The organism is Pseudogemmobacter faecipullorum (genome assembly GCF_020539525.1).
GTDB classification, from domain to species: Bacteria; Pseudomonadota; Alphaproteobacteria; order Rhodobacterales; family Rhodobacteraceae; genus Pseudogemmobacter; species Pseudogemmobacter faecipullorum.
Window position 1 is genome coordinate 23440 of record NZ_JACDXX010000010.1, and the last position, 22173, is coordinate 45612.

Annotated in this window: 19 protein-coding genes; 11 read left to right on the top strand and 8 right to left on the bottom strand. The window is 64.6% G+C overall.

Features of this window, described 5'->3' with window-relative positions:
- Nucleotides 1–253: 253 nt before the first annotated feature.
- The 7 genes from H0485_RS11850 to H0485_RS11880 all read left to right on the top strand — a co-directional run bounded on the left by H0485_RS11850 (nucleotide 254) and on the right by H0485_RS11880 (nucleotide 7275).
- Nucleotides 254–2230 (top strand): oxidoreductase, encoded by a 1977-nt coding sequence (locus tag H0485_RS11850; RefSeq protein WP_226935807.1) that lies wholly within the window; start codon nucleotides 254–256, stop codon nucleotides 2228–2230.
- Nucleotides 2231–2290: 60 nt separating this feature from the next.
- A complete protein-coding gene (locus H0485_RS11855) occupies nucleotides 2291–3373 on the top strand; it encodes an extracellular solute-binding protein (RefSeq protein WP_226935808.1) in 1083 nt (360 codons plus the stop codon).
- A 96-nt stretch (nucleotides 3374–3469) separates the two neighbouring features.
- Nucleotides 3470–4429, top strand: coding sequence for a LysR family transcriptional regulator (locus H0485_RS11860; RefSeq protein ID WP_226935809.1), 960 nt, complete (start codon nucleotides 3470–3472; stop codon nucleotides 4427–4429).
- A gap of 324 nt (nucleotides 4430–4753) precedes the next feature.
- The gene (locus H0485_RS11865; protein ID WP_226935810.1) at nucleotides 4754–5197 is read left to right on the top strand and encodes a hypothetical protein; all 444 of its coding nucleotides are present in this window, start codon (nucleotides 4754–4756) and stop codon (nucleotides 5195–5197) included.
- A gap of 11 nt (nucleotides 5198–5208) precedes the next feature.
- Complete coding sequence (locus H0485_RS11870) at nucleotides 5209–5790, top strand: hypothetical protein (protein WP_226935811.1); 582 nt, start codon at nucleotides 5209–5211, stop codon at nucleotides 5788–5790.
- A gap of 143 nt (nucleotides 5791–5933) precedes the next feature.
- Nucleotides 5934–6626, top strand: a complete 693-nt coding sequence (locus tag H0485_RS11875; protein ID WP_226935812.1) for a L,D-transpeptidase — start codon at nucleotides 5934–5936, stop codon at nucleotides 6624–6626.
- An 82-nt stretch (nucleotides 6627–6708) separates the two neighbouring features.
- A complete protein-coding gene (locus H0485_RS11880) occupies nucleotides 6709–7275 on the top strand; it encodes a L,D-transpeptidase (protein ID WP_226935813.1) in 567 nt (188 codons plus the stop codon).
- Between the two features lie 254 nt (nucleotides 7276–7529).
- On the opposite strand, the gene H0485_RS11885 is transcribed toward H0485_RS11880, so the two are convergent.
- The gene (locus H0485_RS11885; protein ID WP_226935814.1) at nucleotides 7530–8891 is read right to left on the bottom strand and encodes an ATP-binding protein; all 1362 of its coding nucleotides are present in this window, start codon (nucleotides 8889–8891) and stop codon (nucleotides 7530–7532) included.
- Complete coding sequence (locus tag H0485_RS11890) at nucleotides 8888–9565, bottom strand: response regulator (RefSeq protein WP_226936028.1); 678 nt, start codon at nucleotides 9563–9565, stop codon at nucleotides 8888–8890. Before H0485_RS11890 ends, H0485_RS11885 begins: the two co-directional genes overlap by 4 nt.
- A gap of 158 nt (nucleotides 9566–9723) precedes the next feature.
- Between H0485_RS11890 and H0485_RS11895 the strand changes: the two genes are divergently transcribed.
- The 3 genes from H0485_RS11895 (at nucleotide 9724) to H0485_RS11905 (ending at nucleotide 13112) form a co-directional block, all read left to right on the top strand.
- Nucleotides 9724–10356, top strand: a complete 633-nt coding sequence (locus H0485_RS11895; RefSeq protein ID WP_226935815.1) for a DsbA family protein — start codon at nucleotides 9724–9726, stop codon at nucleotides 10354–10356.
- Nucleotides 10357–10431: 75 nt separating this feature from the next.
- Nucleotides 10432–12309: a protein-disulfide reductase DsbD gene (gene dsbD, locus H0485_RS11900; RefSeq protein WP_226935816.1), complete on the top strand. Its 1878-nt coding sequence runs from the start codon at nucleotides 10432–10434 to the stop codon at nucleotides 12307–12309.
- Nucleotides 12309–13112 carry a TlpA disulfide reductase family protein gene (locus H0485_RS11905; RefSeq protein ID WP_226935817.1) on the top strand — a complete coding sequence of 268 codons (804 nt, stop codon included), beginning with the start codon at nucleotides 12309–12311 and terminating at the stop codon, nucleotides 13110–13112. The genes dsbD and H0485_RS11905 overlap by 1 nt, the downstream gene beginning before the upstream one ends.
- Before the next feature lie 55 nt (nucleotides 13113–13167).
- On the opposite strand, the gene H0485_RS11910 is transcribed toward H0485_RS11905, so the two are convergent.
- Together H0485_RS11910 and H0485_RS11915 are read right to left on the bottom strand one after the other, a co-directional pair.
- Nucleotides 13168–13884: a response regulator transcription factor gene (locus tag H0485_RS11910; protein ID WP_226935818.1), complete on the bottom strand. Its 717-nt coding sequence runs from the start codon at nucleotides 13882–13884 to the stop codon at nucleotides 13168–13170.
- Complete coding sequence (locus H0485_RS11915; RefSeq protein ID WP_226935819.1) at nucleotides 13881–15410, bottom strand: DUF4118 domain-containing protein; 1530 nt, start codon at nucleotides 15408–15410, stop codon at nucleotides 13881–13883. Before H0485_RS11915 ends, H0485_RS11910 begins: the two co-directional genes overlap by 4 nt.
- A gap of 188 nt (nucleotides 15411–15598) precedes the next feature.
- Between H0485_RS11915 and H0485_RS11920 the strand changes: the two genes are divergently transcribed.
- Complete coding sequence (locus tag H0485_RS11920; RefSeq protein WP_226935820.1) at nucleotides 15599–17494, top strand: potassium transporter Kup; 1896 nt, start codon at nucleotides 15599–15601, stop codon at nucleotides 17492–17494.
- Between the two features lie 79 nt (nucleotides 17495–17573).
- Here H0485_RS11920 and H0485_RS11925 read toward each other — a convergent pair whose 3' ends face one another.
- The 4 genes from H0485_RS11925 to H0485_RS11940 form a co-directional block, all read right to left on the bottom strand.
- The gene (locus H0485_RS11925; protein WP_226935821.1) at nucleotides 17574–19220 is read right to left on the bottom strand and encodes a phosphoethanolamine transferase; all 1647 of its coding nucleotides are present in this window, start codon (nucleotides 19218–19220) and stop codon (nucleotides 17574–17576) included.
- 333 nt (nucleotides 19221–19553) lie between these two features.
- Nucleotides 19554–20201 carry a response regulator transcription factor gene (locus H0485_RS11930; RefSeq protein ID WP_226935822.1) on the bottom strand — a complete coding sequence of 216 codons (648 nt, stop codon included), beginning with the start codon at nucleotides 20199–20201 and terminating at the stop codon, nucleotides 19554–19556.
- Nucleotides 20188–21588: a sensor histidine kinase gene (locus tag H0485_RS11935; protein ID WP_226935823.1), complete on the bottom strand. Its 1401-nt coding sequence runs from the start codon at nucleotides 21586–21588 to the stop codon at nucleotides 20188–20190. The genes H0485_RS11930 and H0485_RS11935 overlap by 14 nt, the downstream gene beginning before the upstream one ends.
- 6 nt (nucleotides 21589–21594) lie before the next feature.
- Nucleotides 21595–22107: a putative pterin-binding protein gene (locus H0485_RS11940; RefSeq protein ID WP_226935825.1), complete on the bottom strand. Its 513-nt coding sequence runs from the start codon at nucleotides 22105–22107 to the stop codon at nucleotides 21595–21597.
- Nucleotides 22108–22173: the final 66 nt, after the last annotated feature.

The window sequence follows — 22173 nt, forward strand, 5'->3', positions numbered from 1 at the left end:
TCCCGGCGCGTCCGTCATTGAACCGGCCTGCAGCACTCATAAATCTCCGCCCAATCCTGGACAAGCCGGGCATGTCCGCCTCTGGCCCCTCTTGCCCGGCCTCAGCCCCGGCTCTGCCCCCGGAAGATGGGCGCGGGATCGACCCGGTGCATTACCTGTGGTTATGCCTGGCTCACTTTTTGTGAGATACCCGCTCTGGTCCCACTCCCCTATCCTCCTCTCAAAGATATTTTCGCCCCGCCCGGAGGAAGAAATGGGTTCTCAGTCCTTTGAGAGGCTTTTCAGCCCCCTCACCATTCGCGGACATGTCATCCGCAATCGCATCCTGTCGAGCGGGCATCAGACCTATCTGGCGGAACAGAACCTGCCCGGGCCGAAGATGATTGCCTATCATGAGGCGCGGGCGCGCGGCGGGGCCGGGCTGATCATCACGGAATCGGCCCGTTTTCATGCCTCGAGCAGTTCCGCCGCCCCGGATCTGGTTATCCTGGAAGATGACCAGATCGCGCCTTATGCCGCGCTGGCCGAGGCCGTGCACCGCCATGGCAGCAAGATTATCGGCCAGCTCTCGCATTCCGGACGGGTGACCCGGCGCATGGCCCAGGGGATGCGGGGCGTGGTCTACGCCCCCTCTCCGGTGCCCGATCACCGCTTCCATACCCTGCCCCGGGAAATGCCCTCTGAAATGGTGGCCGAGATCATCCGAGCCGCAGGCGCGGGCGCGCGGCGCTATGCCGAGGCCGGCTATGACGGGGTCGAGCTCATGGCCAGCCATGGGCTGCTGTTCGCCCAGTTCCTCAACCCGCACAGCAATCTGCGCCAGGATCTCTATGGTGGCTCGTTCGAAAATCGTCTGCGGCCGCTGCGCGAGGCGCTGATCCTCGCCCGCCAGGCCATCGGGCCGGATAAAATCCTTGGGCTGCGGATTTCGGCGGCCGAGGATGAGATCTCGGGGCTTGAGGAAGATGAGGTCATCCGGATCTGCGCGGCCCTGAGCAGCGAGGGGCTGATTGATTATGTGAATACCAGCTATGGCAGCATGGCTGCGCTGGGTGCCTCGGTTCATGTGGTCCCACCGATGGAGATTGAGGCCGCCTATCTGGCTTCAAAATCCCAGGCAATCCGGGCGGCGGTCTCTGTTCCGGTCTTTCTGGCCGGGCGGATCAATCAGCCGCAGCTGGCCGAAGCAGTGCTCGCAGCTGGCCAGGCCGATCTCTGCGCCATGACCCGGGCCATGATCACCGATCCGGAGCTTGCGAATAAGGCCCGGCTTGGCAGGACCGACGATATCCGGGCCTGTATCGGCTGCAATCAGGCCTGTATCGGCCATTACCATGCCGGCAATCCGATTTCCTGCATCCAGAACCCAGTGACCGGGCGCGAAACCATTTTCGCGGCACCGCCGGTCAGGGCGAAGGTGGCAAAACAGGTTCTGGTGATCGGAGGCGGTCCCGCAGGGATGAAAGCCGCGCTGACAGCCGCCGAACTCGGCCATAAAGTCACCCTTGCCGAAGCCAGGGCGCAAACCGGCGGCCAGGCCCTGCTGGCGCAGCTTTTACCCGAGCGCGCTGAATTTGGCGGGCTGATCACCAATCTGCAGGCCGAACTGGCGCGTCACGCCGTGACCCTCCGGCTGAACACCCGGGTCGATGCGGCCCTGCTGGCCGAAATCGCCCCCGAAGCTGTCGTTCTGGCCACCGGTGCCACGCCTTACCGGCCGCAGATCGAGGGGGCAGAGGCCGGAGATCTGATTGATATTGCAGATCTGCTGAAGGGCGCGGCAAAGCCTGGCAAGCGGGTGGTGATCGCCGACTGGCGCTGCGACTGGCAGGGGATTGGCGCGGCGGTCATGCTGGCCCGCGCCGGACATCACGTCCGCCTCGCCGTTGACGGGATCTGCGCCGGTCAGAACCTGCAGCAATATGTCCGTGATCTCTGGGCCGGCAGGCTACATCAGCTCGGGATTGAGGTCATCCCCTATGCCCGGCTGTTCGGCGTGGATACCGACACTGCCTATTTCCTGCATGGGGCCAGCGGCCAGCCGATCATCCTTGAAGGCCTCGACAGCCTGGTGCTTGCCACGGGCCGCAGCCCACTGCTGGAGCTGGAGCCGGTGCTGCACGCCGCCGGATTGCCATTTATCACCATCGGCGATTGTGCAACGCCGCGCAGCGCCGAAGAGGCCATCTATGAGGGCCTTGCAGAGGTGAGCGCATTTTTAAGCGCCTGACGCGCCCGCAGGATCTGCGCTCACCAGATAAAGATAACGCCTTAAAAACGGGAGGATACTATGAAAAAATATATGAAAATCTCCATACTCGGCACCGCGCTTTCGCTGTCGCTCTCGGGCCTCGCCCGGGCTGAGCCTGTCGTCGGAGAAACGCCGGAAAACAGCCTCGCGGGCACCAGCCTGACCTTCGCCTCCTGGGGCGGCATTCTGCAGGAGGGTCAGATCGCCGCGCTCGGGCATTTCACCGAGCAGTCGGGGGTCGAACTGCTCTCCGATCCGGCCTATGAGATGAGCAAGCTGAAAGCCCAGGTCGAGGCCGGCACTCTGAACTGGGATGTGGTTCACACCAGCGAATATGACCCCTATGCCCATTGCGGCACCCTGGTGCAGCCGCTGGATCTGAGCATCATCGATACCTCGAAACTGCCCGGCGGCCATTATACCGAATGCGGCGTCCCGGCGCTGCTCTATGGTATCGTGCTGATGTATAATACCGAGAAATACGGTGATAATCCTCCGGCCTCGTGGAAGGACTTTTTCGATGTCGAAAAATTCCCCGGCACCCGCGCTATTCAGGGATCTTCCAGCCCCAGCGGCTCGCTGATCGAGGCCTCACTGCTGGCGCAGGGCGGTGAGCAGGCGACCATGCTGACCGAAGATGTCACGGCAGTGATTGATAAAGCGCTGCAACCGATCCGCGACAACAGCGAGTCCTTCATTTTCTGGACCACCGGCGCCGAGCAGCAGAATATGATGGAATCCGGCGAGGCCGATATGATCATGGCCTGGACCGGCCGGGCGATGAACGCGGTGAAAAACGGCGCGCCCTATCAGCCGGCCTGGAATCAGTGGCTGGTGGTCGAGGATTATCTCGCGGTCCCGAAAGGCGCGAAAAACCCGGCGGCTTCGAATGCGCTGATCAATGCCTATCTGGGCGCTGAGGCCCAGGCCATTTTTGCCGAGATGACCTCTTATTCTCCGGTGAATATCGATTCGAAACCGGCGCTGGAGCCCGAGGTCGCGGCTTTCCAGATTTCAACGCCTGAGCGTATCGCGCAAAGCTACCGCCATAACGTCAAGTACTGGGTCAGCCATTATGACGTTCTGCTGGCGAAATGGTCCGAATTCGTCGCGGGTTACTGATCCTGCAGTGAGAAACCGGCGCGGCCATCACAGAAAGCTGGTGGCCGCGTTCAGTTCTGATATCGGATTGCAGGATCAGCCACTGACCTTCATGCCATGACCTTGCGATCCAAACTGCCCTCGACCGGCGCGATCTTTATGTTCGAAGCGGCTGCGAGACATCTGAGTTTCACCCAGGCCGCCCGGGAATTCAACGTGACCCAGCCAGCCGTCAGCCGCATGATCGCCCGGCTGGAGGAGCATCTTGGCTGCGCATTATTCCGGCGCAGCGCGGGCCGGCTGGAGCTGACCGAAAGCGGTAAGATCCTGCTGCGCGGCGTCCGCTCGGGCTTTGATCCGATTGAAGCCGCGCTGGGTGAGATTGCCGCGCTGCATCAGGCGGAAAACACGCTCACCATCTCGGTCACATCGGCCTTTGCCATTCACTGGCTGATGCCACGCTTTGACAAGCTGCGTCGCGACCTGCCGGAACTGACCGTCCGGCTTGATCTGATCCATGGCGAGCCGAACGGACCGCTGGGGGCGGCTGATATCGGCCTGCGCTACAATATGACCGCCAGTGAGGATGCCGGGATCACGCTGCTGGCTGAAGAGATCATCATACCGGTCTGCAGCCCGGCCTATCTGCACAGCCACGGCCTGATCGACGCACCAGCTGGCATGGAGGGACATTCCATTGCCACTCTGACCGGTGCCCTGCGCCTCCCCTGGCAGATAGCCCTGCCCTGGCTGGGCGGAGACCAGCTGCAACAGGCCGATGAGATGGTGTTCTCAGATTATGCGCTGGTGCTGCAGGCGGCGATCAAAGGCCAGGCCGTGGCGCTTGGCTGGTGGCATGTGGTGGCGCATGAAATCTTCACCGGCGGCCTCGTGCCTGCGGGCGGGCGGATGCTGAAGACCGGCGCTTTTTACAACCTTATCACCCGTCCCGGGCCTGGAAAACGCCCGGCGGTGCGCAAGCTTTGTGACTGGCTGATTGCGGAATTTGCCGCGCTGGAGGCCGAACGAGACCGGCTGGGCCTGGAAACCGTGCTCAGAACAGGCTCTGCGCCTTAACGCCCACCCCCCTTGCCCGGCGCCCCCTGCAGGCTCGCCGTGAACGCGCCCTGCGCGACGCCTGCCGGGGTGAGAGCCCCCGCGCCCTCATAGCCTGAGCCTGGCATAATATAAGCAGATCGCGCCGCTTTAACGGCCTCAAACTGCAGGGCCGCTGTCAGCCGGACCGCTGCAAATAAGCACGGATTTCCGGCTCCGGTCGGTGATCGGGGCTGCATATTGCCAGCACCAGGCTTAATCGTGACAAAAATTTCCAGGGATCGGGCCATGTCCTGCGTCTGACATCTATAAGGATCGCTTTTCAGAACGGATTGGGTACTGCCGATGCAAATTTTGCGCAAATTCATTCTTCCGGGGTTCATAGCCGCAAGCCTTTCGGCCTGCGCCTCTGGCACCGGGCATTCGGACCGCTTTGTCGGCAAGCCCGTCGATAAGGTGATCGCCACCATGCCGAAATATGGCGCGCTGCAGGGGGTCGATGACAGGGGCCAGGCTTTCTATCGCTGGAATTTCGATACCGAGGAAACCGTCTCGGTTCAGTATTCACATGCCGCCTATACCGTGAGCGGGGCCCAGGTCTCCGGCGGGCTGAGCTATGGCAATGAGCTGCGGCAGCGCCGCTGCAACGTCACGGCCTATTATGACCCCGCGACGCGCCTCACCAGCCGGTTCGATGTTTACCGCACGAAAGGCGCAATCTGCGCCAGAATGGAAAGCTATCTCGATGGCAGCGCATTCCTGCCCACCGATTTCCCCGGCTCAAACTGAAAGTGCCTCACATGTCCTTTATATGCCGCCTTTCCCTCGCCCTGACCGCGCCCCTGCTCCTTGCCTCCCCGGGCGGGCTGCAGGCTGCCGAAGCGCTCAGATATGACTGTAGCCTGATGGCCGGAGACATCGGCGCCCCGGTCAGCGACATGACCGCCGCCCCCGATCACGGCTGGCAGACCGATGGTGAGGACGCGCGGCTCATCTGCTCATGGTATAGCCCGCCCGCCGCCAAAGCCGCCGGAGGCCAGGCGCTCAGCGGGGAGGATTACAAGGATGTCGGTGTCCTGACCGCACAGCTGGTGGTCTATGGAGCACCTCTGACGCGCGACGCGGCGGCGATGATGAACGCGGCTGCTGATCTGCCTGCCGGTCTGGCCCCGGATGCGGCCTGGCTTTTTTCGCTGAAGAAACCCGATCTCACCGCAACCCTGGGAGCCATACCGCCCGAGATCATGTTCGGAGAACTAGGCGTCTCGGTCGCCTATGGCAACAGCTTTGCGACCGATAGCGGCACCGGCAGCAGGCTGACCACCGGCTGGAGTGTGGAGGCCGCCGCCCGTATCCTCGCAGCCGCGGCTCAGGGCCGCTGAGCGTGCAGGCCTGACCGGGCCGGAGCCCCCCTGGCGCTCCGGTCCTGGCCGGAAGCGGGTCAATTTGCCCTGCCCCGGAGATCTGGACTTAAGCCCGGCTTAAGGCCAGCTGTGCAGGTAAGGCAAAAACATCGGAGAATCGCGTGCTCAGAGCTTTCAATCTTACGGCTGTCCCGATCACGCTCGCGCTTCTGGCCGCCTGCGTTGAGGTTTCTCAGCCCGTTGTGCCGCCGGATCCCGAACAGGCGCGGCGCGAGGCCGAGGAACAGCGCGCCTATGCGCCGGTCAGCGAGGCCCCGGCCAGCATGTATGCGGCGCGGGTTGACGGCGGCTTTGCCCTTGCCGCGGTCGATCCGGCAACGATGAACCCCGAACATATCCGGCAGACGGTCGACTATCAGACCGATGAGCTTCCCGGCAGCATCATCGTCGATCAGCAGGCGCGTTTCCTCTATTTCGTCCTGCCCGAGGGCAAAGCGATCCGCTACGCCGTCGGCGTGGGCCCGGCCGCACTGGGGTTTGACGGCGGCGATGCGGTGATTGACCGCAAAGGCATCTGGCCACGCTGGACCCCCACCGCCAGCATGGTTGAGCGCAACCCCGGTCATTACGGCAAGTTTAAAGACGGCGTGCCGGGCGGGATTGCAAATCCGATGGGGGCGCGGGCGCTGTATATGCAGAAAGACGGCCATGACACCTATTACCGGGTCCATGGCACCAATGATCCGAAGTCGATTGGCCGCGCCGTCTCGGCGGGTTGTATCCGGATGCTCAACCAGGATGTCATTGACCTTCACGCACGTGTGAAAACCGGTGCGAAAATCCTGGTGCTCTGAGCCTCCCGGTTTAAGCCCGGGTTAAGCCAGCCAGGTGAAACCGGCGCAGGGAGGCAAGATCTTCCCTGTAACGGAGAAAGACATGAGCACTATCGCAACGCGCCGCCGTGCCCTGATGCTTGGCGGAGCGGGTCTCATCACCCTGGCGACGCCCGCGCTTTTGCGGGCCGGGCCGGTGCAAAACCCGCGCCATAATGCCTCGGGCTTCCGGATGCAGAACTGGCAGGACCATTTCGACAGCCTGGGCAAAGGGGTGATCGTCGCCGATACCGAGTCGCGCGCCCTGCATTACTGGTCAGGAGATGGCAGCGACTACCGGCTCTATCCCACCTCGGTGCCGCTGAGCGAAGAGCTGACCAAGCGCGGCTATACCGAGATCGTGCGCAAGCGGGTCGGTCCGGACTGGACCCCGACCGCCGATATGCGCCGGCGCGATCCTTCGCTGCCCGCCTATCTGGCACCGGGGCCTGACAATCCGCTGGGCACCCATGCGATGTATCTCTCATGGCCTGCCTATCTGATCCATGGCACGCATGACACGCGCAAGATCGGGCGGCCCTCCTCCTCGGGCTGCGTCGGGCTCTATAATGAGCATGTGTCCGAACTGTTCGCCGTGGTTCAGGTCGGCACGAAAGTCCGGCTGATCTGAGCATCTTAGGCCGCGCTTAAGCTCAGAGCTGCACGAAAGGCCCGCTGTCCTGGAGGTGGCGGGCCTCTGGCAGTCCCCTTCAGGCCGGACGCTCTGCCCCTGAAGCACCGATGCGCGGCACCCCTGCCCCCGGGCAGCCGGACCGGTGGCAAAAAGCCGAAAGCCGAAAGCCGAAAGCCGAAAGCCGAAAGCCGCGCGCTATTAGACCAGGCCCCGCCCGGGCAAGGCTTCTGTGATGCCCTCAGCTTTATGGCTCAGCTGGCAGGCAGGATCAGCTCGGCCTGCTCGCCACCGCCCTCGCGGGCTGAAAGCTGCAGACGCCCGCCCATCCGCTCCATGATGGCGCTGACAATCGCAAGGCCAAGACCGCTGCCCTGGCCCGAGGGGCTGGCCGCCCCGCGCCAGAAGCGTTCGGTCACAAAGGGCCGGTCCTGCGCGGCAATGCCCGCTCCACGGTCCTGAATGCGGAAGATCACCGCATCGCCCTGACGCAGCAGCGCGGTTTCCACCACAGATCCTGCCGGTGCGGCAAGGATCGCATTCTCGAGCAGATTGCGCAGCGCCGGCGCAAGCTGCGCCGCCCGGCCGGTGCGCCAGGCCGCCGGCGCTTCGGGCAGGCTGATCGTGACCCCATGCGCCTGGGCGAGGCTGCCAAGGCTTTCGGCCACATCGGCAATCAGCCGCGCGCCCTCCTGGCAAGGGCCGCTGCGCTCCTGGCCATCGCTTTCGGCGGCGGTCATATCCAAGAGCTGGCGCACCATACGGTCGGTCCGGTCCACGCCGCCGGTGATCTGCAGCAAGGCCCGCTCGCGTGTCGCCGCATCGGGGGCCCTGAGCGCGATCTGCGCCTGGGTTTTCAGCCCGGCAAGCGGGGTCTTCAGCTCATGGGCGGCAAAGGCGGTAAAACTGCGCTCGCGCTCACGCGTGGCCTCGACCCGGGCGAACAGCCCGTTCAGCGCCGCGATCATCGGTTTAAGTTCAGTCGGCGTTTTTTGCTGCGGCAGCGGGCTCAGATCCGAGGCGGCCCGGCGCTGCAACACCCGCGCCAGCTGGTCGAGCGGCTGCAGCCCGCGCTGCAGCGAAAGCCAGATGATCGCCGCCAGCAGCGGCAGGATCAGCATCGCCGGGGCAAACAGCCCGAAGGCCACGCCATTGACCAGCGCATTGCGGATGGTGAGCGAATCTCCCACCATCACCCGGATATCCAGCTCGGGATCGACATGGCTATAGACCCGCCAGGTCTCGCCATTGACCTCGCTTTCACTGAAGCCCGAGCCGCCCTCCGCCAGCTGTTGCAGCGGCGCCCCCTCCGAGCCGCTTTTCAGCTCACCATCAAAGCCCCAGACCTGACAGATCAGCTGACGGGCATAGCTATGCGGGCCGGTATCGGGCAGAGCCGGGGCATGTTCCACCAGCCTGGCGCTGTCCGGCGCCACAATGCCGCCGTTGCGGGCAATGAGCGAGGCCACCATCTGCGCCGATTCCTGCAGGCGGCGGTCCAGAACCTGCGCCACTTCGGTGCGGGTGTAATATTGAATCCAGAGCACAGCCGAGAGCCAGACAATCCCGGTCGCGGCCAGCAGGATAGCGAAAAGCCGGGCACGGATCGAGGTCATGCCGGGCTCTTCACCGCTTCTGCCGCCAGCCGGTATCCGGCGCCGCGGATGGTCTCAATGAACCCCGCCCCCAGCTTGGCGCGTAATTTATGGATATGCACCTCGACCGTGTTGCTTTCGACCTCTTCCTGCCAGCCATAGAGGCGCTCTTCGAGCCAGGCCTTGGAGAGGATTGCGCCCGGACGCTCCAGCAGCGCCTGCAGCAAAGTGAATTCACGATGCGAGAAGGAGACCTCAGCGCCGCAGATCTCGCCGCGCATCCGTGCCGGATCGAGGCTCAGCCCGTTCCAGCGCAGCCAGCCTTCGGCCCGCCCCTGGCCGCGACGCAGAATGGCGCGCAGCCGGGCGGCAAGCTCCTCCAGCTCAAAGGGTTTGCCAAGATAGTCATCGGCCCCGGCATCCAGGCCGGAAACCCGGTCATCAAGCTGATCGCGCGCCGTCAGGATCAGCACCGGGATCCGGTTCTCGGCGCCTCGCAGCTCGCGCAAAAGCGTGCGGCCCGAACCATCCGGCAGCATCAGATCCAGCACCATCGCCTCAAACACCCCGCTGGCCAGGGCCGCGCGCGCATCGGCAAGGCAGGCCACGGCCTCAGGCGAGAACCCGGCAAGCCGCAGCCCGACCGCGAGGCCATCGCGCAATATATCGTCATCTTCGACAATCAGGATCCGCATCACATCCCTTCGGGCACCGCTCATTTCCGTTCAGATTGCAGCCCTGTCTTAAGCCTGGCTTAAGGCGGGTCTGATTGCACCCTGTCAGCAGCCATTATGCGCCGGTTTCGGCCGTGGCGCCATGAACGGCCGCTCAGATCAGGGTGAAGGAAAGCGATATGGCAATGATGAGCAAACGGCAGCTTCTGCATCTTGGGCTGGCCTCGGCCGGGCTGATGACGCTGGGCAGCCGTGCGGGCTTTGGCCACGATAATCCGATGCCGCCCGAGCTGCGCGAGGCGATTGAGCGCCAGGCCTTTGCCCCGGTGCTGGGCAATGCGAAAGGCGATATCACGCTGACCGAGTTCTTTGACTACAATTGTCCGCATTGCCGCACCACCATGCCGGTGATGAAAAAGCTGATCGCGGCAGACAGAAAACTGCGGGTGGTGTTTCGCGAATGGCCGATCTTTGGCGAGGGCTCGGCCTTTGCTTCCCAGGCCTCGCTGGCAGCACTGAACCAGGGCAAATACTGGCCTTTGCACGAAGCGCTGATGAAAATCAAAAGCAAGGTTGGTGAGGCCGAGGTGATGGCCGTGGTGCGCAGGCTGGATCTGGACGAGGCCCGGCTGAAGCGCGATATGGAAAGCGAGGCCGTGCTGGGCCATATTGATCACTCGATGCAGCTTGGCGATCATCTGGGCCTGGCCGGAACCCCGACCTTCATCGCCGGCCATGAAGGCCTGTTCGGGGGCCAGGATCTGGCGGCACTCTCCTCGCTGGTTGCAACCGCGCGTGAGGATCTGCTGTAAAGCTCGCGCTTTTGTGTTCTGCGCGGGCCGATCGCCTTAAGGCGGGGTTAAGCCGGAGCCGGGAACGGAATGATTATGATCGACAGACCCCGTTCCCGCACCCGCCCGCTGCCGCATCTCGTGATGCTGCTGCTGCTCTCGCTGCTGTCCATGGCTCCGGCCCTGGCCCAGAACTTCAGCTTTCCCGCCCGCACTGGCCAGCCGCTCGATCCCGAAGCGGCGTTCCGGATTGAAGTGCTCGATAGCGCCGGGGGGCGCATCAGCCTCGGCTGGCAGATCGAGCCCGGCTATTATCTCTACCGCGATTATATCCGCGCCGAGACCGCCGCAGGTCAGGCGCTGACAGTTGAAACCTTCCCCGGCCAGCAGAAAGATGATCCGACTTTCGGTCCGGTCGAGGTCTATTACAACGCCGCGAGCGCAATATTGCCCCGGGCAGGCGGCGAGATCCGCGTGATCTGGCAGGGCTGCCAGGAAGATGGCATCTGCTACGCCCCGGTCACCAGCAGCCTGACACTGCCGGTCCTGGCGGAGGCGAGCCCGGGCGCGGCCCAGCTCCCCGGCCCCGGCGGGGCCACCCCCCGGACCGACCTGCAGCCGGAGCCGCAGCCGCGACCGCAACCGGGGCTGCAGCTGGCCGGGGATCAGGGGCTTCTGGCCGCTCTCGCCGGGCGCGGCGGCGTCGCGCTGGTGCTGCTCGGCTTTTTCGGCTTCGGCCTCATGCTGGCGCTGACGCCCTGCGTTTTTCCGATGGTGCCGATCCTTGCCGGAATGCTGGCCCGCCAGGGCGAGGCGCTGACGCCCGCGCGCGGCGCGGCGCTGTCGGGGGCCTATGTGCTCGCCATGGCCAGCGCCTTTGCGCTCATGGGGGCGGTGGCGGGCTGGTCCGGGCAGAATCTGCAGATCCTTCTGCAATCCCCCGCGGCCATTGCCACGGTGATCGTGCTGTTCATTGCGCTGGCTTTGTCCAGCTTTGGGCTGTTCAGCCTGCAGCTGCCCTCCGGCCTTACCGCCCGTCTGTCTTCGGGCCAGCGCGGGCGCGGCTCGCTTGGCGGGGCAGCCGTGCTGGGCTTTACCTCGGCGCTGATCGTCGGACCCTGTGTGACCGCACCTCTGGCCGGGGCGCTGCTCTATATCGCGCAGACCGGCGATCTGGCGCTCGGCGCAGCCGCTTTGTTCATGCTGGGCCTCGGCCAGGGCGTGCCGCTGTTTCTGGCCGGTACGTTCGGTGCCAGGATCCTGCCCAAAGCCGGGCCCTGGATGGAAGCGATGCGGCGGATCTTTGGCGTCGTGTTTCTCGGCATGGCGATCTGGCTTTTTGAGCGGCTGATGCCCGGGCCGGGCATCCTTGCGCTCTGGGCGGTGCTGCTTGCGGGCAGCGCCATTTTCCTTGGTGCGCCCGACCGGCCCGACCCCGGTGCCGGGCCGGGTCAGAGGCTGCGCCAGACCGGCGCGGTGATGATGCTTTTCACCGCAGGCCTCTTGGGCTTTGGCGCCGCCCTCGGCAGCTCTGATCCGCTGCGCCCGCTGGCGCCTTTGCTGGCTGCTGCCAGCAGACCGGGGGCCGAAGCCGGAACCGGAGCCGCGCCGGGGCTGGCTTTCACCACAGTCACAACCGCTGAGGGGCTGAGCGCTGCCCTCGCCGGAAACCAGGGCAAAGCGATGATTTACCTGACCGCCGACTGGTGCGTCACCTGCAAGGGGATTGAGCGCAGCATTCTGCCCGACCCGGTTGCCACAACCGCGCTCAGAGATCTGCGCCTGATCAAAGCCGATGTCAGCCAGACCGGGGCCGGGGCCAATGCGCTGATGCAGATGATCGGGGCTGCGGGCCCGCCGACCATGATCTTTCTCGACCCTGAGAACCGCGAAACCCCGGGCAGCCGGCTGATCGGAGCCATCGCAGCCGAAGACATCCGCAATTCGGTGGCAATGATCGGGGCGGCGCGGTAATGGGGGGCTTTGCATTCGGGCCCTTTGTGCTTTCGGCCGAGCGCGCGCCGGTCATCGCCGGGCTTTTCGTTCTCTTGCTGGTCACCGGGCTGATTGCCCGCAAAACCGGGCCTGCCATCAGCCTCTGGGCCAGCGGCGCCGCCATCGGGGCGGCGCTCAGCGCCAGGCTTGGCTTCGTGCTCCAGCATGGAGCGGTGTTTCTGGCCGAGCCGCTGACCATCTTTGCCTTCTGGCAGGGGGGGTTCAGCCCGTTCTGGGGCATTGCCGGTTTTGTGCTGGTAAGCGCCTGGCATCTGTGGCGCCGGCCCGGGCTGCTGCTGCCGCTGGCCGGCAGCGCGCTGATCGCCTGTGCGGCGGGGAATCTGGTCTTCCAGCTGGCGCGCGGCGGGGATGTGAGCCTGCCGCAGCAGGCGCTGCTGTTCTCGCTGAGTGGCGAGCCGGTGGAGATCGAAGCCTGGCAGGGCCGCCCCCTGGTGATCAATCTATGGGCGAGCTGGTGCCCGCCCTGCCGGCGCGAAATGCCGATGATGGCCGAGGTGGCCGGATTGCAGACCGGCGCCGCTCTGCATTTCGTCAACCAGGGCGAAAACGCCGCAGTGGTCCGGCGCTACCTGTCGCAATCGGGCCTGCTCATCGCCCCGGTGCTCGATCCCGGATCGCAGCTGATGCAGCATTTCGGCGCCATGGGGCTGCCAGCCACCCTGTTCATCGATGCCAGCGGCAAACTGCGCGCCGCGCATATGGGCGAGATCTCGCGGGCGCAGCTGCTCGACGGCATTGCCGCGCTGACAAAAGCTGACTGAGGCGCCCGGGCCTTTTCAGCCGCCCCCCGGGCCTGCGGCCCCGGAATGGCGCACGCTATGGCTGATCACCGCTGTCAATATTGCGCTTCGGCATCAGGCGATAGCCGATGCCAGGCTCGGTCTGGATCTGCACCGCGCTCTGCGGCCCAAGCGCCAGCTTGCGGCGCAGCTGGCCGATGAACACCCGCAGATAGGCAAGATCCTCAACATGGGCCGGGCCCCAGACCCGCTCCAGCAGACTGCGATGCCTGACAATGCTGCCAGGAGCCTCGGCGAGCAGACGGATCAGGTCAAACTCCCGCCGGGTCAGCCTGACCCGCCGGCCGTCAATTTCAGCTTCGCGGCTTTCGCCGTCCAGACCAAAGCCCTCAAGCCCCGCCATACTCTCAGGCCGCAGGGATTTTGACCGCCGCAGGCAGGCCCGGAGCCGGGCCAGCAATTCACCGATCCCGAAAGGTTTGGCGATGAAATCATCTGCCCCCAGATCGAGCGCCATAATGCGCTGCATTTCCTGATCATGCGCCGACAGCACGATGACCGGCAGGCTCAGCTCCCGGCGCAGGGTCTCAATCACCGCTTTGCCATCCATATCCGGCAGGCCAATATCGAGGATGACCGCATCGAATGCCTCGCTCTGCAGCACCCTGAGCGCCTCCTGGCCATGGCTGGTCTGAACCGTCGCATAGCCCGAAGCCTGCAGCGCATAGGTCAGAAACCGCAGGATCTGCGGCTCGTCATCCACGATCAGGATTTTGGGCTGTGAGGCGCTCATAGCGGGTCCGGTGCGGCTGGTGCGGCGGCAGAGGCGCCGCTTTCTGCCGCTGTAGCCGCGGCACCGGCAACTGAAAAGACCAGCGTCACCGCGCGCCCCCCCGGGGTCTCCTCACTGCGCAGCTCGCCGCCAAGCGCGGTCGCAATCGCCCGGCTGACCGGCAGGCCAAGGCCGGTGCCCGAGGCCACTGCCCCGGGACCGCCGGGCCTGCCTGCCCCGCCCGGCAGCCCCGGCCCCGACCCCTGATCGGCAATCGTCAGCCGCACCCGGTCCCCATTCTGGTCGCAGCTCAGGCTGATCTCACCGCCGCCATGGCGGATGGCATTGTCGAGCAGATTATAGATCGCCTGTTCCAGCAGCACCGCATCAGCACGGATCAGAGCCGCTTTGCCCGGCCGGTGCCGGATCTGCGCCTCGGGCCAGATCTGGCGCAGACGCTCTTCCGCGGCCCCGGCCACAGCGCTCAGCGAGACCAGCTGGAATTCCGGCGGGCTGCCCGATTGCAGCCGGGTCAGCTGCAGCAGATTTGTGACATAGGCGGCAAGACGGCGGGTCTCGGCCTCAATGCCGATCAGCAGTTCGCGCCGGGCCCCGGCAGAAAGATCCGCGCCCAGCTCATTGATGGTGGTGACACTGCCCAGAATGCCGGCCAGAGGAGAGCGCAGATCATGCGACAGCGAGCTGAGGAGTGCCGCGCGCAATGTCTCCATCGAGGCCCTTTCACGTTCCGCAGCAACCCGGTCACCCAGATGCAGCCGCTGCAGCGCCAGCGCAGAATGCTGACACAGCACTTCGACGGCAGCCTCCTGATCGGGCTGGACGCGCCAGCCCGGCAGCTGCCGCAGAATGCCCAGCACGATATCGGACGATCCGGTATCCGTCCCGGCATCACCCATGCGGACGGGCAGAAATGTATAGGCGGCGCCGTTCCAGCCCGGGGCGGCCGCCGGTTCGGGCTGACCGCGCGCCAGGGCCAGCTCAGCGGCATAAAGATCTGCATGCTGCGGCGGTGGCGCCGCCTCGCTTTGCAGGATCAGCGCCAGTTCGCTCTCGTCTTTGCGCTCCATGACCACGACCGCGCGCCCGGTCAGCGCCGCCAGAGCATCGCGGGTGATCGCCAGAACCGCTTCGCGTGTCTCGGCGTTGTGCAGCTGGCCGGAGGCGGCAGAGAGCAGCTGCAGCGCCCGGGCATGGGCCCGGGCCGCATCCCGCTGCTCGCGCAGCTTTCCGGCAAGGATGCCGGTGGTCGCCGCGACCAGAAAGAACATCAGCAGCGTCAGAAAATCCTCGGCCTGTGCCACGACAAGGCTGAAATGCGGCACGGCATAGAGGAAGTTCAGCAGCCCCACCGCGCCGATGGCCGCAATGAAACCAGGCCAGACCCCCAGCCAGGCCGCCGCGATCAGCACCGGCGCCAGATAGACCATGGTCAGCCGGGTTTCCCCCAGATTGCGGGCGAAGATCAGGCTGAAGGCCGAGGTCAGCCCCAGCAGAGCCAGCACGATCAGCGCATCAGAGAAGCGCATGCCTCCGCTGCCCCGCCCCTGCCCCTCAGCGGGGCGCAATATTGCATCTGCTGCCACGACATCCCTCCGCCCGGGTTCAAAGCTGCGCAGGCGCATCTTTACGCGATCTTTATAACCGTTCTGGCAATCCCTGTCGCATCTTTACGCCGCCGCCCCGAGAATAGGCCGGGACTGCAGCGGAGATACCTATGACGACTGAATTGGCGGGCACGGCCAGGCAGGCGGGCCCCTCAGGCCTGCCCATGCTGTCGCTCGCGGCACTGGGGGTGGTATTCGGCGATATCGGAACCTCACCGCTCTATGCCTATCGCGAGGCCCTCAGGGCGGCGACACCGGCGGGCCAGGCGGCTGAGGCCGGCCAGATCCTTGGCGTGCTCTCGCTGATCCTATGGGCGCTGATTCTGGTGGTGGCGGTCAAATATGTGCTGCTGCTCCTGCGTGCTGATAATGAGGGCGAGGGCGGCACGCTGTCCCTGCTGGCGCTGTGCAACCGTGCCCTGCCCCGGCCCGCCCCCTGGCTGATCCCCATCGGCCTGATCGGCGCCGCTATGTTCTTTGGCGATGCGGTGATCACCCCGGCAATTTCGGTTCTGTCCGCGGTTGAGGGCCTCGTGGTGTTTGAGCCCGGGCTCAAAGACTGGGTGATGCCGATCGGCCTGCTGGTGCTTTTGCCGCTCTTTATCCTGCAAAGCCGGGGCACAAGCGCGGTGGCGCGGCTGTTCGGGCCGGTGATGCTGGTCTGGTTCGTGACCATTGGCCTCGCCGGGCTGATCCAGGCGGCCCGCGTCCCCGCGGTTTTCGCCGGGCTGAGCCCGGTCTATGCGTTGCAGTTTCTGGCCTCAAACGGGCTGACCGGCCTGATGGTGCTGGGGGCGGCCTTCCTCGCTGTGACCGGCGCCGAGGCGCTCTATGCCGATATGGGGCATTTTGGCCGCAAGCCCATCGTCAGAGCCTGGATCTTCATCGCCTTTCCCGCGCTTTTGCTGAATTATTTCGGCCAGGCGGCGGTGGTCCTTACCAATCCTGCCGACAGCGTGAACCCTTTCTTCAGATTATTCCCCGAGGATTACCTGCTGCCGGTGGTCTTCCTTTCGGCTGCGGCCACGGTGATTGCCAGCCAGGCGGTGATCAGCGGCGCCTTTTCGCTGGCCCGCCAGGCGGTGCAGCTGCGGCTGCTGCCGCGCCTGCGCATCCGCCATACCTCGACCGAGCAGGAGGGGCAGATTTTTGTGCCGGTGGTGAACACTTTGCTGCTGCTCGGGGTCACGCTTCTGGTGCTGAGCTTCGGCTCCTCCGAACGGCTCGCGGCCGCCTATGGTATCAGCGTCACCGGTTCGATGCTGGTCACCACGCTTCTCGCCTTCGTGGTGGCCCGGCATCACTGGGGCTGGCCCTGGCGGCTGGCAATTCTGGCGCTGGGGGGCTTTTTCATCCTGGATCTGATCTTCCTCGCCGCCAATCTCATCAAGATCCGCGATGGCGGCTGGCTGCCGCTGATGATCGCTATCGCTCTGGTTTCGGTGATGCTGAGCTGGCGGCGCGGGGTGCGGCATCTGACCGAGCAGGATGAAAAATCCATGGTGCCGGTCTCTGTCCTGCTGCGGCAGATGGACTCGCCTTCCGTTGCGGTGATCCAGGGCACCGGGGTCTATCTGACCACCAGCCAGACCATCACCCCAAAGGCGCTGCTGCATTGCCTGAAGCATTTCCGCGCGCTGCATGATCAGCTGATTTTCGTCCAGGTCCGCACCGCAAACCAGCCCGTCGTCGCCCCCTCTGCGCGCCTGGAGCTTGAGAAAGTGACTGCCCGCGTGACCCGGATCACCCTGTTTTTCGGCTATATGGAAACACCTGACGTGCCGAAGGCGCTGATCCAGCATTTCAGGGTCGAGCGCGGCTTCAGCATGATGACCACCTCATTCATTCTGTCGCGCCGCCGCCTGCGCCTGGCCGCAACCGGCACGATCCCGCGCTGGCAGGCCCGGCTCTTCCTCTGGTGCTCGCGAAATGCGGCCGGCCCGACCGATTACTTCCGCATCCCCGCAGGCCGTGTGGTCGAAATCGGCACCCAGGTGAATCTCTAGTCTCTGGCGGCGGTCTGTCTGCGCCAGGCGTCACGGCCCCAGCCGGGCCGTGACACAGTTGCAGGGCATAGCCAGCCCGTTATGGCAGCCGGTCGCGGCAGCCTGCGGTCAGATCCAGATCCGGGTTGCGCACCGTGGTGGTGATATCCATCAGCCCCAGCATGCTCGAGAACAGATTGTCTTGGCTGGTCGGAGCGCCGGTCCGGCTGCGCAGACAGGCCTCATCCAGCCCCATCAGCGTTTCAAACCTGGGATCAAGCCACATTACAAAGGGCACGCGGGTCTGCTCTGCCGGCGCCATAAACACCGGCGAGGCATGGAGATAGACCCCGCTTTCCCCCAGCGACTCGCCATGGTCCGAAAGATAGACCAGCGCCGGGGTCACCCGATCTGACGCGGCAAGAATGTCGATGCTTTTTGCCAGCACATAATCCGTCTCATGGATCGCATTATCATAGGCATTCACGATCTGCTCATCGGTGCAATCGGCAAATTGTGCGCTGCGGCAATCGGGCTGGAACACCGCGCGCTCCTGCGGATAACGCATGTAATAGGCCGGTCCGTGATTGCCGATCATATGCAGCACCAGAACCGTGTCCTCGGTGATCGTCTCGGCGGCATTGCGGATGATCGGCAGGAAAATCTCATCGGTGCATTCGGTGGCGCAGGCGACCGGATCAAGCGTCTTGTCGACCATGGCCCAGCCATTGCGCACAGCAACATTCTGATCGCCGGAATTATTCTCGTACCACTCCACCTTCACCCCGGCATGGCCCAGCACATCCACCAGATTTTCCCGGGCCAGCCCCGCCTCGCGCGTGAAATTATCCTTCCCCAGACCCGAGAACATGCAGGGCACCGAACGCGCGGTTGAGGTGCCACAGGAGGTGGTCCCGGTGAAAGCGATCACATCGCGGCGGGCAAGTTCCGGGGTGGTATTGCGGGCATAGCCATTCAGGCCAAAGCTCTGCGCCCGCGCCGTCTCGCCAAGGAAAAACACCATCAGAACAGGTTTTTCAGCGGCGGAGAGAGAGCTTCCCTTCCTGGCGTCACGGCCATAGGGCGCGACCTCGACACTGGCACCGCGCATCTGTTCAAGCCCGTAGCGAAACACCGCTTTCACCGTTGCGATCGGCTGATGCGCTGCGACGGGATCTCCGGCCTCGCGCATCATCGCTGAATAATCCTTAAAATACATAAACATCGCACCTATGGTCAGGCCAAGCGATGCGATGACGGCAAGCGGCCAGCGCCAGAGCTGATGCACCAGCCCCACCCGCCGCACCTCTGGCCAGAACACCAGCAGCGCCGGGATCACCCCGGTCAGCAGAATTGCGGCCACCATCCGGGGCGTCACCATATGGCTGGCCTCGGTGTAATTGGTTTCCACAATGTTGCGGACCATATCCTTGTCCATCAGCACGCCAAAAGCGCGCTCGTAATAGCTGGCGCCGGCTGAGGCCAGAATCAGCAGGGCCAGCACCGGCTTTTGCAGCCGGCCCGGGCCGAGCAGTTCCTGAATGAAGACGCTCGCCGCCAGCACGCCGAAGCCAAAAACAATCGTCCGGCTGTCGAGCAGCGGGAAATGACCAAGCAGCCTCTCCCAGAACCCCGTGCTCAGCACCAGCAGCATATAGGCGCTGGCACAGAGATTCAGCTGAAGATGCGAGAGCCGGGGCCGCCAGATCCGGACCGGAGCGGGAGAGGACGCAAGGGTAGAAGTCATTCGCCTGTCTTTTCTTGGACCGAGGGTGGACAGCTTCAATCTGATCCGGTCGGGAAGGAATTGCCTGAGTGCATCAGCGGGTCTCTGCCCGACGAACCTTGCGCTCAGCTTGCAATCTCAGGACTTTGGCTTTTTTTGGTCATCCCCCCAAACGGCCCCCACGTCCTGCCCCATGATCGCAGTTCTGTCGCATATCTGCCTCAGGCAGGCCCGGACCCGCCCTGCGGAAAAGGCGATACATCCGCCCGCAACAGGCCGGAGGACGGCAGGCAGGCCTTCACGAAAAGCCGGGGCAGGTCATGTCAGGGTCTCGGCCAGCGGCGGCGGCCGCGCTCAGACCAGCATCAGCCCGATGGCGATCCGTGCCGCCTCGACCCGGCTGGTGACGCGCAGCTTGCGATAAAGATCCTTGGTATATTGCCGCACGGTATGTTCCGAGATCGACAATGCCGTCGCAATCTCGCCCGAGCGCCGCCCCTGGCCAAGCAGGGTCAGCACCTCGGTCTCGCGCCGCGACAGCTGCGCCAGCAGATCCGGGCGGATCCCGCCCCCCCCGGGCAGCGGCTGAGGGGCGGGGCGCATATCCTGCAGCCGCTGCAGCCGGTTCTCCAGCGTCAGCTGCAACAGCGACAGATCCACCGGCTTGAGCAGATAATCATCGGCCCCGACCCGCAGCCCGCTGAGCATATCGTCGCGCCCGACCAGCGCAGTCAGCAACAGGATCGGTGCGCCCTTGACCAGCGCCGGATGGGCCCGTAGCCGCCCGACCATCTCCAGCCCCGACAGGCCCGGCAGCATCACATCGCAGATCACGCAGGCCATGCTCTCCGGCCCCATCCCGTCCAGCAGCGCCAGCCCCGCTTCGCCACTGGCCACGCCGCTGGCCTGATAGCCAAGCGCCACCAGCTCTTCGACCAGCTCGGTGCGGAAATCGGTTTCATCCTCGATGCACAGGATACGCAACAGATCAGGGCGCGGCATGGGCAGGCTCCAATGGCAGACGAAATGTGAAAACCGAACCCTCGCCCAGCACCGAGCTGAAGCTCAGCTCGCCGCCATGCAGCGCCAGAACGGTGCGCGACAGGCTCAGCCCGACCCCGGTTCCGAACAGATTGGCGACGTTAGAGCCACGGTGGAACCGCTCGAAAATCCGCGGCTGATCCTCGGCGGGAATGCCGATGCCCTGATCCTCGACCGCGCCACAGAGCCTGTCGCCCTCGATGGTCAGCCGCAGGGTGATCGGGGTCTGCGGATCGGAATATTTGATCGCATTGCTGAGCAGGTTCTCGATCACCTGCGCCAGCAGCACCGGATCGCCACTGCAGCCGGGCAGATTGGCCGGGGCCTCAAGCGTGATGGCGCGGGCATAGCCGAGGCGGCGCATCTCACCGATCACCCGCGCGCAGAGCGCCACCAGATCGATGCTCTCGCGGTTCTCACCGATTTCCAGCCGGTCGATCAGCGCGGCGCGATTGACGCTGGTCAGCAGCTCGAGCAGGCGGGCGGTGGCGGTGGTGACATTCTCGGCCTTTTGCTGCACCTGCGCCGGGGTGAACTGATGCGCCCGACGGGTCAGCCGCTGCCCGACCATATTGATCACCGCCAGCGGCGTGCGGAACTGATGCGAGACCGTGGTGATGAAACTGCGATAAATTTCCTTGGCATGGCGCTCGGTCGCCAGGGCCTCATGCAGGGCGCTGGTGCGCTCGGCCACGATACGCTCCAGCCCCTCCTGGTGGTCGCGCAGCTGCTCGGACACCCGGCGCTGCCGCACCAGCGATCGCAGCAGCCATGAGCCGAGGCCCAGCCCCACAGCCATCACCGCCAGCGAGGCGGCAAGCAGCCGCCCGCTGGCCTCGCGCATCGTATCATATTGCAGCCCCAGCCGGTCGCGTTCGCGCAGCATGCTGGCATTGGCCAGCGCCGAGCTGGCATTGGCCAGCTCCTCCATCTCGCGGGCCAGCCCCGCCCGGCCGGCCACAGGCTGCCCCTGCGGACCGGCCAGCAGGGCGGTACTCAGACGCTCCGCGGTGACGCGGATGGCGTCAAAGTCCTGAGCCAGACCATTGCGGGTGAAAAAGTCATATATCGGCGGCTCAGAGATCACCCTGATCCGGCTCTGCAGCATGTCGAGCCGGAAGGCCAGCTCCTCCGGCGCCGCGTCACCGCGCAGATCGCGCTCGGTCGCCAGCGAGACACGCATCGCCTCACGGGTGAGCTGCGACACCATCCAGACCATGTTTTCGCCGGTATTATCAGAGAGTTGCCGCACCATGGTACGCAGCTCCCCAAAGGACAGCACCATCAAAACCAGAAAACTGGCCACGCTGGCCAGAGCCAGCAGATAGATCCCCGCAATGTGCCGCATATCAGATCACTCGAGGGTGATTGCTGCCAGCTGCCAGGCCCAGCGATGGTCGTAACGCTGATCGATCAGCTCTGGGAAATCGTCGCGCGGATAGACCAGCCAGAGCGGGCCTTTACCGCTGCGCTCCATCGGCGTGCCATCCATCGAACGGGCCAGCAAGGGATTGAAAATCAGGCAATCCTCGGCCGGGATGCTCACCTCATAATCGTTCAGCGCCAGCAGGCGCAGTCTGCGCCCGCTCAGATCCTCCTGCGCCAGGCCCGCCGCTTCCAGCAGCGCGCTCAGCCTTACTCCGTCAAAGCGACGGGGGCCGGCGGTCCAGGCGGTATGGGTGGTCAGCGCAGTTTGCGGCAGGCTGGCGAATTGCTGCTCGGTGAAACCGGTGCTGCCCCCGGGGTGCGTGACACGGATCAGCAGCGGCTCTGAAGCGGCCCGGGCAAAAGACGCCGGGAAGGGAGTACAGGCAGCACTGGCAAGAAGCAGAAAGCGACGGCGTGGAATAGTCCGGAACGTATGCAATTTAGTCTCTTACTTGGCAGCCGCAGGACCTGCGGTGCGGGTCTTCCTTCGGGCATCCCCCTCTTT

Bases quoted from the DNA above. Each gene is read 5' to 3' on its own strand.
- H0485_RS11915 (WP_226935819.1), bottom strand. From the start codon at position 15,410: ATGCGCTTCTCTGATGCGCTGATCGTGCTGGCTCTGCTGGGGCTGACC.
- H0485_RS11870 (WP_226935811.1), top strand. From the start codon at position 5,209: ATGTCCTTTATATGCCGCCTTTCCCTCGCCCTGACCGCGCCCCTGCTC.
- H0485_RS11855 (WP_226935808.1), top strand. From the start codon at position 2,291: ATGAAAAAATATATGAAAATCTCCATACTCGGCACCGCGCTTTCGCTG.
- H0485_RS11885 (WP_226935814.1), bottom strand. From the start codon at position 8,891: ATGACCTCGATCCGTGCCCGGCTTTTCGCTATCCTGCTGGCCGCGACC.
- H0485_RS11925 (WP_226935821.1), bottom strand. From the start codon at position 19,220: ATGACTTCTACCCTTGCGTCCTCTCCCGCTCCGGTCCGGATCTGGCGG.
- dsbD (WP_226935816.1), top strand. From the start codon at position 10,432: ATGATCGACAGACCCCGTTCCCGCACCCGCCCGCTGCCGCATCTCGTG.
- H0485_RS11890 (WP_226936028.1), bottom strand. From the start codon at position 9,565: ATGCGGATCCTGATTGTCGAAGATGACGATATATTGCGCGATGGCCTC.
- H0485_RS11895 (WP_226935815.1), top strand. From the start codon at position 9,724: ATGGCAATGATGAGCAAACGGCAGCTTCTGCATCTTGGGCTGGCCTCG.
- H0485_RS11865 (WP_226935810.1), top strand. From the start codon at position 4,754: ATGCAAATTTTGCGCAAATTCATTCTTCCGGGGTTCATAGCCGCAAGC.
- H0485_RS11920 (WP_226935820.1), top strand. From the start codon at position 15,599: ATGACGACTGAATTGGCGGGCACGGCCAGGCAGGCGGGCCCCTCAGGC.
- H0485_RS11935 (WP_226935823.1), bottom strand. From the start codon at position 21,588: ATGCGGCACATTGCGGGGATCTATCTGCTGGCTCTGGCCAGCGTGGCC.
- H0485_RS11860 (WP_226935809.1), top strand. From the start codon at position 3,470: ATGACCTTGCGATCCAAACTGCCCTCGACCGGCGCGATCTTTATGTTC.
- H0485_RS11910 (WP_226935818.1), bottom strand. From the start codon at position 13,884: ATGAGCGCCTCACAGCCCAAAATCCTGATCGTGGATGACGAGCCGCAG.
- H0485_RS11880 (WP_226935813.1), top strand. From the start codon at position 6,709: ATGAGCACTATCGCAACGCGCCGCCGTGCCCTGATGCTTGGCGGAGCG.
- H0485_RS11930 (WP_226935822.1), bottom strand. From the start codon at position 20,201: ATGCCGCGCCCTGATCTGTTGCGTATCCTGTGCATCGAGGATGAAACC.
- H0485_RS11905 (WP_226935817.1), top strand. From the start codon at position 12,309: ATGGGGGGCTTTGCATTCGGGCCCTTTGTGCTTTCGGCCGAGCGCGCG.
- H0485_RS11850 (WP_226935807.1), top strand. From the start codon at position 254: ATGGGTTCTCAGTCCTTTGAGAGGCTTTTCAGCCCCCTCACCATTCGC.